At 40.8% G+C, this 15,153-nt stretch carries 9 protein-coding genes; all 9 read left to right on the top strand.

All coding sequences use genetic code 11. The features are described from left to right. A partial coding sequence (locus tag ACU1JV_RS17080) for a condensation domain-containing protein (protein ID WP_446724606.1) occupies positions 1 to 2,806 on the top strand: 2,806 nt, incomplete at its 5' end. Positions 2,807 to 3,499: 693 nt separating this feature from the next. Beyond that, the gene (locus ACU1JV_RS17075; RefSeq protein ID WP_413986159.1) at positions 3,500 to 5,407 is read left to right on the top strand and encodes a carbohydrate-binding protein; all 1,908 of its coding nucleotides are present in this window, start codon (positions 3,500 to 3,502) and stop codon (positions 5,405 to 5,407) included. Positions 5,408 to 5,603: 196 nt separating this feature from the next. Next, positions 5,604 to 6,317, top strand: a complete 714-nt coding sequence (gene bglS, locus ACU1JV_RS17070; protein ID WP_013371213.1) for a beta-glucanase — start codon at positions 5,604 to 5,606, stop codon at positions 6,315 to 6,317. A 725-nt stretch (positions 6,318 to 7,042) separates the two neighbouring features. Then, positions 7,043 to 7,582: a GNAT family N-acetyltransferase gene (locus tag ACU1JV_RS17065; protein WP_058830773.1), complete on the top strand. Its 540-nt coding sequence runs from the start codon at positions 7,043 to 7,045 to the stop codon at positions 7,580 to 7,582. Positions 7,583 to 8,202: 620 nt separating this feature from the next. Continuing rightward, the gene (locus ACU1JV_RS17060; RefSeq protein ID WP_025677748.1) at positions 8,203 to 8,943 is read left to right on the top strand and encodes a LytR/AlgR family response regulator transcription factor; all 741 of its coding nucleotides are present in this window, start codon (positions 8,203 to 8,205) and stop codon (positions 8,941 to 8,943) included. 1 nt (position 8,944) lies between these two features. Next, complete coding sequence (locus ACU1JV_RS17055) at positions 8,945 to 10,246, top strand: ATP-binding protein (protein ID WP_165084607.1); 1,302 nt, start codon at positions 8,945 to 8,947, stop codon at positions 10,244 to 10,246. 123 nt (positions 10,247 to 10,369) lie between these two features. Beyond that, the gene (locus tag ACU1JV_RS17050) at positions 10,370 to 12,412 is read left to right on the top strand and encodes a serine hydrolase domain-containing protein (protein WP_165084605.1); all 2,043 of its coding nucleotides are present in this window, start codon (positions 10,370 to 10,372) and stop codon (positions 12,410 to 12,412) included. A 316-nt stretch (positions 12,413 to 12,728) separates the two neighbouring features. Beyond that, positions 12,729 to 13,712 carry a LacI family DNA-binding transcriptional regulator gene (locus tag ACU1JV_RS17045; protein ID WP_025677743.1) on the top strand — a complete coding sequence of 328 codons (984 nt, stop codon included), beginning with the start codon at positions 12,729 to 12,731 and terminating at the stop codon, positions 13,710 to 13,712. A 199-nt stretch (positions 13,713 to 13,911) separates the two neighbouring features. Continuing rightward, the gene (locus tag ACU1JV_RS17040) at positions 13,912 to 15,147 is read left to right on the top strand and encodes an MFS transporter (protein ID WP_040103721.1); all 1,236 of its coding nucleotides are present in this window, start codon (positions 13,912 to 13,914) and stop codon (positions 15,145 to 15,147) included. Positions 15,148 to 15,153: the final 6 nt, after the last annotated feature.

Genomic DNA, 15,153 nt, shown 5'->3' with positions numbered 1-15,153 from the left:
ACAGGCTCACTTGGGAGCACAGGATGCAAGCAACCTGGTTCCTGTCTCCGGCCTGCACAACCTGGCCTATATGATTTACACGTCAGGTACAACCGGTCAGCCGAAAGGAGTCATGATCGAGCAGGGCAGTGTCAGCAATCTGGTAGAGGCTCTATACGAGCGCGTATACAGCCGGTATGATCAGCCGCTTCACATCGCATGGCTGTCGGCCTTTGTATTTGACGCTTCAGTGAAGCAAATCTTTGCCAGCTTGCTGCTAGGCCACACCCTGCATGTGGTGTCCCGTGACGTCAGCCTGAGCGGAGAGCATTTGATCGCCTACTATCGCACGCACCGAATCGATCTGTCGGACGGTACACCAGCGCATCTGCATATTTTGAACGAAAGCGTCAATGTGACAGAAGCGCCGGATGTGAAGCATTACCTGATCGGGGGCGAAGCCTTATCCGTGCAGTTGGTAAAGGTGTTCCTACACAAGTGGTCCGGGTATCGTCCGGTCATTACGAACGTGTATGGTCCGACCGAAACGACGGTAGATGCGACGGCTTATACGATTGAAGATGTAGAGTCCCTGCATGTACTGCTGGAAAAAGGGGAGCATACGGTATCCATCGGAACGCCGATAGCGAACCAGGCAGTATATATCCTGAACAACCAGCAACAGCTGGTGCCGATTGGTATCGCGGGTGAGCTCTATATCGGAGGTGCAGGTATCGCACGAGGATACCTCAACCTGCCGGAACTGACGGCTGAGAAGTTTATTCCGAATCCGTTCGCTGATGCGACGGCCGCTGATCAAGCGAACAGCACTTTCGCAAACCGGATGTACCGAACGGGCGACCTGGCACGGTGGCTGCCGGATGGCAGTATCGAGTATTTGGGCCGGATCGACCACCAGGTGAAAATCCGCGGCTACCGGATCGAGCTGGGCGAGGTGGAAGCACAGCTGCTGACCGTGGACGGTATCCAAAAAGCCGTGGTTACGGCATGGGAAAACGAAGACGGACACAAGGATCTGTGTGCCTATATCGTATCTTCGGAGTCGCTGAGTTTACCGGAACTGCGGAATGCGCTGCAGCCAAAGCTGCCGGATTATATGATCCCGACGTATGTGGTACAACTGGATCGTTTCCCACTGACGCCAAACGGGAAAATCGACCGGAAGGCGTTGCCAGCACCGGAAGCACGCCTTGAAGGAGGTCTGGAGTATGTTGCGCCGCGGACGCCCCTGGAGGCCAAGCTAGCGCAAATCTGGCAGGATGTATTGAAGCTGTCCAGCGTAGGCGTCACCGACTCATTCTTCGATGTGGGTGGACACTCCCTGCGGGCAACGACGCTGGTGGCTAAAATCCATCAGGAACTGGACAGTCGAATGACACTTCGTGAGGTGTTCCAGCACTTTACGATTGAGCAGCAAGCCCAACTCATCGCAACGCACGGTACAGACACCTATACGGTGATCCCTGCTGCGACGAAACAGTCTTACTATCCTGTCTCCTCGGCGCAAAAACGACTGTATATTTTGAGCCATCTGGAAGGTGGGGATCTCAGCTACAATATGCCGGGTGTATTAACAGTGGAGGGACCGCTTCAGGCAGATCGACTGGAGGAAGCGTTCAGTCAGTTAGTAGCCCGTCATGAAACGCTGCGAACTTCCTTTGAAATGGTGGACGGCGAGGTTGTTCAGCGGATTTACGATCAAGTGGAGTTTGTCGTAGAACGCCTGCAGGCCAGTGAGTCCGAAGCGGAAGTGTATATCGAGTCCTTTGTACGCAGCTTCGATCTTCGGCAGGCACCGCTGCTGCGTGTCCGTCTTATTCAAACCGGACCCGAGCGCCATCTCCTGATGTACGACATGCACCATATTATTTCTGACGGTGTATCGTCTAACCATATCGTGCAGGAGCTGGGACAACTGTACGAGGGACAGGCCTTGGAGCCGCTGCAAATTCAGTACAAGGACTATGCGGTGTGGCAGCAGCAGGAAATGCAGCGTGAGTCCTACCAGCGCCGGGAACAGTTCTGGCTGGAGCATTTAGCCGGGGAATTACCGGTACTGGATCTGCCGATTGCTTATCCTAGACCTGCTGTTCGCAGCTTCGAGGGGGCAATGTATGAGTTTACCGTGGCCCCGAATGTATCCGAGCAGTTGCACCGGATAGCGGCACAGACTGGAAGCACATTGTATATGGTGCTATTGAGCGCCTACACCGTCCTGCTGTCCAAATACAGCGGTCAGGACGATTTGATCATCGGTACGCCGGTAGCAGGCCGCTTGCTGCCTGAACTGGAGCCGCTGATCGGCATGTTCGTCAATACACTAGCCATCCGGCACCAGCCGCAGGGCAACCAAACTTTCCATAACTACTTGCTGGAAGCCAGAGATCGTACGCTGCAAGCCTTCGAGCATCAGGAGTATCCACTGGAAGAGCTGGTGGAAAAGCTGGATGTAGCGCGGGATGCAAGCCGTAACCCGTTGTTTGACACTGTGTTTGTACTGGAAAATACGGAGTCGCAGGAAGCGCAACTTGAAACACTATCCTTTAGTCCTTATGTTAAGGAACACAGGACCTCCAAATTCGATTTGACCTTGTCTATGAGTGATGAAGACGGGCAGATCAAGGGTTCCTTTGAATATTGCACGAAGCTGTTTGGCGCAGATGCTATTGAACGATTAACCGGAGATTTGATAGCGATCCTGTCACAGGTTGGAGCCAATCCAGATTTGCTATTAAGCGATCTTCAGGTAAACTCGGACGAGCAAGCAGAAGGCTTCTCGCCCGATTCCATCGATTTTATTTTCTAAATTAGTTTTCATTTTTCTAAAAAAAATGATTTCACTTAGCAGGCAAGGACAGCGGCTCCGTCCGATGGCCCTTGCCTGCTAAGTATTTTTTTCTAATATTACAACGATCCAGGCTTGTGATCTGGACTATTTATAAATGATAAAACCCTAGGGACCTTATGCAATAACCAACCCCATGTAAATTGCAGATTGCCCACCACAATTCCGTTTACCGGTGCTGCAATTTCTCTTAATATGAACAAAATCAAGCCAAGTAGGGCAGAAGAGCTTTTGCTCACTAATCCTACCAGATAGTCTGCCTTTAATTTGCCCGGCTACAATCAAATTCAAGGTTACATCCCTTTTGGTGTGCTCTTTTTAAATTAGAATGATATTGTTATATTTGATAGAGTATGGTATGATTATCCCAAATAAATCCATTATTCTATATCCAATTACATATTAATACTCAATTTTTTATATTTCTATATTTTATTAAATTAATACTGACATCATAAGGACAGAGATAAGTATTTAGTGACTCCTCTTGTAGAATGTTTCCAAACAATACTTTGTAAGCGATTTCAAAGCGATTCTATCTCTTACCATTCTTCACGTCATTCTCCTTACGGGTAAAGGTCTGAGCATATCCATAAATTTGATATATTTACGGATAGCTCGGCTTTAGACCATATAAAAAACGGAGGTTATGTTATGATTAGAAAATGTCTAGTTTTATTTCTTTCCTTCGCTTTATTGCTGAGTGTCTTTCCCATGCTAAATGTAGATGCTGCCAATCGACCACTGGCTAAACTACCTGGAAATTCCAATCCTCTAATGGATCACAAATTGGGAGCTGACCCGTATTCATTGGTATATGATGGAAGAGTGTATATTTACATGTCAAGTGATACGTACGTGTATAACAAGGATGGATCGATTAAAGAGAACGACTTTAGTAAGCTGGATCGTATCCAGGTCATATCCTCCACAGATATGGTGAACTGGACGGATCACGGAACGATACCAGTCGCAGGTGCCAACAACAAAAACGGTGGAAGAGGCATTGCCAAATGGGCCTCTAACTCCTGGGCTCCAGCAGTTGCGCATAAAAAAATAAATGGTAGAGACAAGTTCTTTTTATATTTCGCCAATGGGGGAGCAGGTATTGGTGTCCTGACAGCGGACACGCCTATCGGACCTTGGACAGATCCCCTTGGCAAAGCACTTGTGACACATAGTACACCTGGGATGGCTGGCGTGACTTGGCTTTTTGACCCGGCTGTACTGGTAGATAATGATGGCACGGGATACCTGTATAGCGGTGGCGGAATTCCTAATGAATCCGATCCGGCTTCCATTGCAAATCCGAAAACCGCCAGAGTCATCAAATTAGGCGCAGATATGACAAGCGTTATTGGAAGTGCCACCACTATAGATGCTCCTTACCTGTTTGAAGATTCCGGTATTCATAAGTACAACGGCAAATACTACTATTCGTACTGTATCAACTTTGCCGGAACACACCCTCCACAGTACCCTGCTGGTGAAATCGGCTATATGGTTAGCGACAACCCGATGGGTCCCTTCACTTATAAAGGTCATTTCCTGAAAAATCCGTATACGTTCTTCGGCGTTGGCGGCAACAACCACCATGCTGTATTTAATTTCAAGAATGAATGGTATGTCGTATACCATGCCCAAACGGTCAGCAAAGCTCAAATTGGAGATGGAAAAGGCTATCGCTCTCCGCATATTAATAAGCTGGTGCACAAGGAGGACGGAAGCATCTCTGAGGTGCAAGGGAGTATGACAGGAATCGCGCAGCTATCCAATATGAACCCGTATACCAGAGTTGAAGCGGAGACCATTGCCTGGCAAGCAGGCATTGCGACCGAACCCACGCAAGCCAGCGGCGGCCCGATTGGCAATCTGAATGTGACCAACATCCATAATGGGGACTGGATCGCTGTTGGAAAGGCTAATTTTGGCTCTACCGGAGCGAAGACGTTCAAAGCTAATGTGGCCACAAATGTCGGTGGCAATATTGAAGTACGGCTTGACAGTGAAACAGGTCCTCTAGTCGGTTCCTTGAAAGTGCCATCAACTGGAGGTATGCAAACCTGGAGAGAAGTAGAGACCACGATCAATAATGCAACAGGAGTTCACAACGTTTATCTGGTGTTTACCGGGTCAAGTAACGGTAATCTGTTGAATTTGGATGCCTGGCAATTCACTCCCAACACGGGGGAAAATACGGTAACAAAGGTTGAAGCCGAGAATATGAATATTGGCAGCACTCATGCAGGCAAGATCAGTGCACCGTTTGACGGAGTCGCCTTGTATGCCAATGCTGACTACACTTCATATTCACAGTATTTTGCCAACCCTACGCATAATATCTCAGTGCGGGGGGCTTCAAGCAATGCTGGTACGGCCAAGGTGGACTTGGTTATTGGAGGAACAACTGTAGGTTCCTTCAATTTCACAGGCAAAACGCCGACTGTCAAAACCTTGTCCAATATTACTCACGCTATCGGAGATCAGGAGGTCAAACTCACCTTGACGAGCGATGACGGCACTTGGGATGCCTACGTGGATTTCATTGAATTTTCGTTATGATCGCTCGTCGAAACAGTAGTTGTTCTGGACCTTTTGTAAAATCGAGAGATCCGCCTGTTATTCCAAGCGAGCGCAATCGGCGGGTGAAATGTCCAGGCAAGCTCTATTAATTGGTTTTTGGCAGACTGTATCACGTTGCTGGAAACCGCATTCCACAACTTTATTCATATTTGAAATTATTCTTGGAGGTGTATTTATGAAGAAGAAGTATTGGTTTACACTGGTGATCACGGGTATAGTTTCTCTGTTTTTTTCGGTAAGCGCTTTTGCGGCCAATGTGTTCTGGGAACCATTAAGTTATTATAATCCGAGTACATGGCAAAAGGCAGATGGATATTCCAATGGGGACATGTTTAATTGCACTTGGCGTGCCAATAATGTCAATTTTACTAACGATGGCAAAATGAAGCTTAGCTTAACGAGTTCTGCGTATAATAAATTTGACGGCGGAGAGTATCGTTCGAAGAATACTTACAGATACGGCTTATACGAGGTCAACATGAAGCCTGCTAAAAATACAGGAATCGTATCTTCCTTTTTCACATATACGGGACCTGCTAATGGCACGCAATGGGATGAAATAGATATTGAATTTTTAGGAAAAGACACAACAAAAGTGCAATTTAACTATTATACAAACGGGGTCGGTGGTCATGAGAAGGTTGTCGATCTGGGTTTTGATGCATCAAGTGGCTTCCACACCTATGCATTCGATTGGCAGCCAGGATACATTAAGTGGTATGTTGACGGGGTTCTAAAGCATACGGCAACTACGAACATACCGAAAACGCCAGGCCAAATTATGATGAATTTATGGAATGGCACCGGAGTAGATAGCTGGTTAGGTCCATATAACGGAGTCAATCCATTGTATGCCGAATATGACTGGGTAAAATATACGAGCAATTAGTATGATTACAGCAGAAGAGGCAGCCCTGTAGGGCTGCTTTTGCGTGTTCAGGGGGAGATAGCTGAATAGACCTGCTAGGGGATTTTTTAGTTAACATAATGATGGTATGAAAAACTGCAAAAAAATAAGTGATTTTACTTAAATTTTTGAATAGATTTAGAAATAGAATTGTCTCGAAATTCTTTTGGTGTTATAACCTATTTCGTTTTCAATCCCATAAATAGGAATGTCATTATTTTCAAGTAAGATAGATGCTCTAGTTAACTTTTGAAGTAATATAATTTCTGAAAAAGATCTATTGGTAGTTCTTTTAATTAAATTACTTAGATAGTTTGGATGAAAATTGAAATGCTTAGCTGTGGAAATTAAAGTACAAGTCATATAATTTTTCTCTAAGTAATTAAGTATTTCTATAACAGGTGTATTGTTGATTGATTTTGAGTTAGATTGGCTAGAGTCGTACTGAAATACCCTCAATAGCTCAGAAAATATAAGCACCATAAAGCAATCAATTATTTCAATTGAACATAAAGATTTATATGAGTTTCACCTGAAAATGCTGGACTCCTTGTAATAGAGTCCGGCATTTTTTGGTTCTCACCAGTCTAACATAACTATTTAAACGGTTAGTTAAAAAAAAGCATTGCATTAAATACTTGACTCTCCCCATTAGGGGATACATTAAACTCAATTTGTAAGCTAATCAATTAAAAGGAGGAATCAAAATGAACTTAGATATTAGAGACATTAGAAAAAAAGATATAGAACCTATTAAAGCAATTATTGCGGATACTTGGAACGCAAAGGATTTTATAGAGGATGAGGGCGTGATAAATGCAGCAGTTACAATGATGTTCATAAGTCCAATATTAAATAAAAGTACTTTTGGAAGAGTAGCTACATTAGATGGAGAAGTCATTGGTGTAATTTTTGGTTCAAGAGTTGGTGAAACAACATCTTATAGAATGCTTCAGGAAGATTATACAAGTGAATTACTACAACTCTTAAATCTAAATGACATAGAACGAAAAGTATTTGTTGAACTCACCTCTATGACTAATGAGGCATACAGTAAGTTAATTAGAGGAAAAGAAGATGAGTTTCAGGGTTGCTTAGAATTCTTTGCTGTTTCTGAAAAAGCTAGAGGAAAAAAGGTAGGGAAAAAATTATTTAATGAACTCATCTCTTACTTAAGAGATACAAAAGCAACTAAAATTTATGTGTATACAGACACAATGAGTAACTATGGATTCTATGATCATTAATGGATTTGTCCGTCTTGATGAAGCAGTAACTGTATTTAATCTACCTATCGGCAAACTCGACAATACAAACTTTAAGCTAAAAGTCAGTCCACCTTGAGTAGGTAAACTTAAAAAGTATCTGTTTTCAAATGTCTGAATGTTAAATCCATTGTTCATAAGTTCATCTTCAGATGAATGAATAGCTGTCCTTAATATTTCTATTCGTTTATTAAGTTCCTCTAATTTCTTTATTTCTTTATAAATTTCTTCATTTTTCTGCTCTAAGTAAAGTTTAAGGTAATTAGTATCGGCTTTAGCAAATAAGGCTTTAATTTCTTTAAGACTTACATTACTTTGCTTACTAATTTTTATAATATCCAGATAGATGAATTGATTAATTATACTTTTTGTTCTCCATAATTTCCTCCAATAAGTCTTATGTGTGAAAGTCGTCGTTCTGCTAATACATCAATTCCTACCCTCCTAATAAATCACAAGTTGTGCTCTTACACAATAACTCGCATTTAAGGGATTTGAATTTGCGTTTTATCCAAAAGCTATGTATAGAATATTAAAATATTGTATACTGTTCAGACTATAATTCCATGCAACATGCAATGGGGAAGAGGTGTATGGTATTTATGTATAGAGTGGCTATTTGCGATGATGAGTACAAGCAAAGAGAGCTTGTTAAAAATATGCTGATTGCTTTATCCATCAAAACAAATATAGAATTTAAAATTGAGTTATTCAACTCAGGAGAACAGCTGGTAGCTCATTATTTAAACCATGAATTGCCATTCCATATCTTAATATTGGATATTGAAATGAACGGCATGAACGGAATTCAAACAGCTCAAAAAATAAGGAGTTTACGTCACCTTGATGAACAGATCATTTTTTTAACGAGCTATCCCGAATATATGCTAGAAAGCTTTGACGTAGTTACCTTTCAGTACTTAATAAAACCGATTGCTTCCCATATCTTTGAGGAAAAAATGATAAAACTGTGTCAGTATTTTCAATCTCTTGATAAAAAATTCGTTATCATCAAGTCAGCTTATGAAGAAGTGCTTTTAAAATATGATGATATCATTAGTATTGAAGTGGCCAAAAGCTTGACCATAAAAAACAAACTGCATTTTGTAACCTCTACACAAACCTATGATAGCAAAGGGATTCTTTCAGATTATGCTTTAGCATTAAAGGAATATAATTTTCTGCAAATTCATCGTTCGATTATTATAAACTTAATTCATGTCAAAAAATTTGCTGGCGGTGATGTTCTGATGTCAAATGATGTGAAGTTGCCTATTGGACGTTCTAAAATAAAAGAAGTTAAAGATCTATATACCAAATTTATGATCATGAAGATGCATTAATATGATGGAATATAACTCCCTGTTTCTTAACCTATGTGTTGTCTTGGTGATGTGCTTTCAGGTGAATTTTTACTTCAACTCGGTTTTTGATAAGTCCAGTCGAAAGCCGAACAGAATGATGTATTTCATTATTTTCGGGCTGCTGAATTTTTTATATTTAAGTGTTTATCTGTCTCCTACGTTTTCCTCCATTTTGGCGTTATTTGTCATATTTAGCTTGGCTCAGTCTTATACTGTGGAAATAAAGACAAAGATCATTTTTTCCATCCTTTATGCTGTGTTGATCACCATCGTTAATTTTATATCTCTTTATATTTTATATACTGTAGACTCTGTTAAAGTTAGCAACCTTAGCCATTTGAGCAGTCAAGATCACTTGATATTTTCTAAGGTTATGTTACTCAGCTGTATTATCATGTTTGCTGTCATTCAGATTATACGATTATTTGCCAAACGCAGAACCTTCCCTTTGCATGCCCGTTATTACATTTTATTTCTAATCGTTCCTATTATAAGTATATACCAGGTCAATGTGTTATCTGTTTATAGTGAGAAGAATATGTATTATTTTGTATCTATTATTGGCTTTATTTCCTTAAATGTTTTTATCATATACATCTTCGATAATGTCATTGAAAAATTCCAGTTAATGCATGAAAATGCTCAACTACAACATCAGATGGACTACCAAGATGCTAACTATGAAAAAACGGTTCACAGCTTTAAAAATATGAAAAGAATCATTCACGACACACACCAACAGTTTTTGTATATTGACGAATGTATCAAGAGAAATGAATTAGCTGAGGCAAGTGAACATATTAAGGTCACATTAAATAAAATCGAAGGAGCCTATCAGAGGGTTAACACCGGTAATCTGGTTATAGATGCTCTTGTCACAAATAGTCTTAATATTGCTCAGGCCAATGGCATCAAGGTGGATACCCAGCTCAACTTATACTCACAAAAAGTAAGTATTGAACGTTATGACTTGTGTGTCGCTCTGGGTAATATGCTGGATAATGCCATAGAAGCATCTAAAAAGATCAAAATTGCGGATGATAGGTACATTCTTATTAAAATACAATCCAATGAATCTGCGCTTTTCATTCACATTCTGAATCATATGGAGAATGAAGTTGCCCATTTGCATAGTCAAAAATCAAACCCGGATATTCATGGTATTGGCTTAACGAATATATCCAGAATATGTGACAGATACGGTGGAAACATGACCATTGAAACGAAAAATAAAATATTCAATAATATGGTTTTATTGCCATTTTATAAGGACAGTCCTTAAACATAATGCTGTTTAGGGATTGTTTTTTTCGTTTTAGGATGACTTTGCTATATGGAATCCTCGTTCATTGTATGATCAGTCCAGAAATAAAATCTGGGAACCTATAAGAGGAGGAAATATGGTATGAAGAAAATAATAGCTGTGTTCATTTCGGCCATGCTTTTTGTACTGCCGATGACGAATGCTTTTGCTCAAGACAATCCTAAACCCATTAAGGAAAAGGCGCGTAATCTGGCCTCGGAGCTGGTATCCAAATACGGTGTTAGCGGTGTGCAGTATGCCATTATGGACCATGGAAACATCGTATTATCGGATAGCGTGGGTGTAAAGAATAAAGCAACCAACGAGCCAATCACTAACGATACGATGTTCGGTATAGGCTCTACAAGCAAAATGTTTGTATCTGCTGCAACGATGATGCTGGTAGATGCCCATAAGGTAGATATTGATCAGCCACTAACAACATACATTAAGGATTTTACAATGGCTGATGAAAGATACAAAAAAATCACACCGCGTATGCTGTTAAATCATTCGTCAGGCCTTTACGGTGCTCACTATAAAAATAGTATGTTATTTAATGACAATGATACAGAAAATCATGATAAGCTCTTACTGAGATTACAATCAGAAACTTTAAAATCCAACCCCGGCGAATATTCTGTATATAGTAATGATAGTTTTCAATTGCTTGAAATATTGGTTGAACGGGTGAGTGGTCTAAGTTATACCGAATTTCTGGCAAAGCATGTTAGTGCCCCTTTGGGTTTGAACTCTACGAAAACACCACTCGATCAGTTTGATAGACAAAAGCTGTCCAAAACTTATTTTCCTGCGATTGAGGGAGCCTTACCCGTTGAAAATGCCAATGTCATCGGGACAGGGGGCTTATACTCTACCGCAGAAGAATTGACCCAGTTTGCAGAAGTATTAACAGGGAATAGAACTGATATTTTATCTGAACAATCAGCAAAGTCCATGCAAAGCCATGAATATCGAAAAGGAATCTGGGTATCTGAAGAGACAAACAGCTTTAATTATGGCCTTGGCTGGGACGCGGTTCGTTTGGCACCATTTAGTGATTACGGAATAACTGCGTTGTCCAAGGGGGGAGACACTGTTTTGTATCACTCTGTCTTGATCACCCTACCAGAGCATCATATCTCTATGGCTGTGCTTTCATCTGGAGGGTCTTCCATCCTAGATAGTATTTTTGCTTCTAATGTTTTATTGGAGCATTTAAAAGACAAGGGCATCATTAAAGACATTCTACCGGATAAAACATTTGAACCTCCTGTAAAAGTGGAAATGCCATCTGACTTGCTTTCTTATTCTGGATTATATGGCACTGTGGGTACAACCATCAATGTAGAGATTAAAAATGGAGAGTTTGAGTTACCAGCTTTTCTGGATGGACTCGTCCCGGCGCAAAAATATGTGTATGCAGGCAATGGAGCATTCAAAAGCAGTGATGGCAGTGTAGCCATAAGCTTTGACAAACAAAAAAACGGAAATACGTATATTAAGGCTAACTTCTATTTAAACTTTCCGGGATTAGGTCAAATGGTTATGGTAAATTATGAATATCAAAAGCTTGATGCCAATCCTCTAAATACTACAGTTAAAAAGGCATGGGAACATAGAAACGGGAAAAATTATTATGCCCTGGATGAAAAGATATCTTCTATTTTTTATTTGGCTCCATCATTTATTACGAAAAAAATATCTGTTGATCATGAGGGATACGCAAGTGGTACTAAAATTGTGGATGAGAATAAAGCTGTTAATGCCGTTGAAATTCCAGTAATGAGTGGAAGAGATGCATTTGATTTGAATTTTACTACCAAGGATGGCTCAGAGTATTTAACCATAGATGGACAGTCCTACATCAGTGAGGATGCTATTAAACCTATCCTAGGAGGGAAATCACAGTACACTATACCATCCAATGGCCAAGCCATATGGTTTAAAATAGATAAAAACGTAGCCCATAAAACGATGACCGTTGATGTTCCAACAAGTGGAGGGTTCGCTGTCTATGATGAAAACGGAGCGGTTGTAGATTTTTCAACTGCCAGCCATAACAATTCGGTTGTTCTGCCCCAAGGGGGATTGATCGTTTTGGGTGGCAAAGCAGGGGATGGATTTAAAATCAATATAAATTAAGCGTGTAGCCGCTCCTGAAAATTCAGGAGCGGCTATTATAATAGAATATCTCAAAACGCCTTGGCGCTATCGAACACGAGGGAAAGCAGGGTAACTTAGTACTTGGAAGCATCTTCAGCCAATTCATTGATGGGATGACTTTAAATGTAAACGCTTGTTAAAAGCTTATATGAGCAGAATGGAAGAGCTAATGTGTATACAATATTCTCGATGCATATACAGCACGTAATGCTGGAGACATGTTTTTTCACGTTTAACCATGTTAAAATAATAGGATACTTGGAGACTTGGCATGGAGAGAAGGCAGGTTGAAACAATGAAACCAAAACTTAACGATGTTGCACAATTAGCTGGAGTTTCACCGACCACGGTTTCTCGCGTACTTAACAATCGTGGCTATATCAGTCAAGAAACAAAGGATCAAGTTCATAAAGCGATGCAGGAGCTAAATTATTTTCCTAATGATGTAGCTCGGTCATTATTTAGTAAACGAACAAATCTGATAGGATTAATCATTCCAACTACAAGCAACCCATTTTTCGGAGAGCTGACTTTCCATATAGAGAATATTTGTGCGTCATTAGGCTATAAGCTGTTGCTTTGTAACAGTTTAAATCAGCTGGATAAAGAAGAATCTTATGTCGATATGCTTATGCGAAATCAAGTTGACGGTATTATCGTCGGTACACACAACCGAGGTATCGTAAATTATGAACAGAAGAATATTGCCGTCATTGCGATCGATCGCTTCCTATCCGATTCAATCCCAGTTGTAGGATCAGATAATTATTTGGGTGGCAAACTGGCGTCAGAACTGCTTATTGAAAAGGGATGCAAGCATATTTTTCACATAAATGGCCCTGTTGAATTGGAAACACCAGCAAGCTTAAGAAGAAAAGCATATGAAGATGTGATGGAGCAGTATGGTCGAAAGGCAATTACCTATGAAGTACATGATCCCTTTCACCAACAGAATCACAATGAACCGATTAAACGCTTGCTCGATGAACATCCTGAAGTAGATGGATTGTTCGCGAGTAATGACATGGTGGCTGCGTCTTTTATTGCTGAAGCAAGAAGAAGAGGAAAACGGGTTCCTGAAGATATCCGCGTAATTGGATATGACGGAACTGAAACAACCCGCAATCTCCTCCCTGAATTAACGACAATTCAGCAACCAATACAGGAAATCGCGAGATCTTCCATAGAGTTACTTATTAAAGAAATTGAAGGTGGATTCAGTGATGTCCCGCGAGAAACCTATCTACCAGTGAAACTTATTGAAGCTAGTACAGCTTAACACAATTTCCATAGTTTTCAGCATTGTGATATAAGATGGGCTATCCTTATTAGAGTAATTGAAATCAAAGAGGAGAGCTCTTTTTCTTTTGAATTTATGTCAAGCGGTTGACATATGAAAGCGGTTGACATATAATCGATCTGTAAATACGAAAGTGCTTTCATTTACATTAAATGTCCAACTTAGAGGAGCGTTCGATATGAGAAAGTCAAAGAGCATGTACTGGAAACTAAGTGCTTATTTCTTCTTTTTCTTCTTTACTTGGTCAGCAAGTTATTCATTGTTCTCCATCTGGCTAGGGCAAGAAATCAGTCTGAATGGCGCTGAAACAGGTGTTATCTTTACTGTAAACGCTATCTTTGCGCTATGTATGCAACCGCTTTATGGCTATATATCTGACAAAATCGGATTGAAGAAGCATATTTTATTTCTAATCAGTTCTTTACTCTTATTTGTGGGTCCTTTCTATATCTTTATCTATGGACCGTTACTTCAATACAATGTATTTCTCGGCGCCATTGTAGGTGGATTATACTTGGGTATTGCTTTTTTGGCAGGGATTGGAGCCATCGAATCTTATGTCGAGAAAGTCAGCCGAAAATATGACTTTGAATACGGAAAATCTCGTATGTGGGGCTCGCTAGGTTGGGCAGCAGCAACATTTTTCGCTGGTCAACTCTTCAATATCAACCCTAACATTAACTTCTGGATTGCATCAGTATCTGCTGTCATTCTGTTTATCATTATGATGACAATTAAAGTTGAGATGACAGATTCCGAGATGGAGCGAGCAGAATCTGTTAACTTTAAGCAAATCGGCTATTTGTTTGCAAATAAGCATTTGTGGTTCTTCATTTTATATGTTCTTGGCGTTACTTGTATTTACAATGTGTATGACCAGCAGTTCCCGAATTACTTTTCATCGACGTTCTCAACGGTTGCTTTAGGCAATCAAGTTTACGGTTATTTAAATTCTCTACAAGTATTCCTGGAAGCAGGCATGATGTTCTTAGCGCCTTTCATTGTCAACAAAATTGGGGCAAAAAAGGGTCTGATATTGGCAGGATTCTTGATGGCGTTCCGGATCATGGGTTCAGGCTTAGTTATTGGACCTTATGGTATCTCAGCTATGAAATTGATCCACGCATTGGAACTGCCAATCATGCTGATCGCCGTATTTAAGTACTTGGCTGCTAATTTCGATACGCGTCTGTCTTCGATCCTATATCTGGTGGGATACCAGTTTACGAGTCAGGTAGGAGCTTCGATTTTCTCGCCAATCGCCGGTATGTCTTATGACATTAGAGGCTTTGCAAATACGTACGTAATTATGGGTGTTTTCGTATTCGCCTTTACAACCATCTCAATCTTTACCTTAAAGAAAGAACCGAAAAAGCTAGAACCCAAGCCTAACAAGCATATTAAAACAGCATAGGAGGAA

The sequence above is a fragment of the Paenibacillus sp. T2-29 genome (assembly GCF_052921365.1).
The sequence above is the reverse complement of the archived record's forward strand: the minus strand, read 5'-3'. Positions and strand labels throughout refer to the sequence as shown.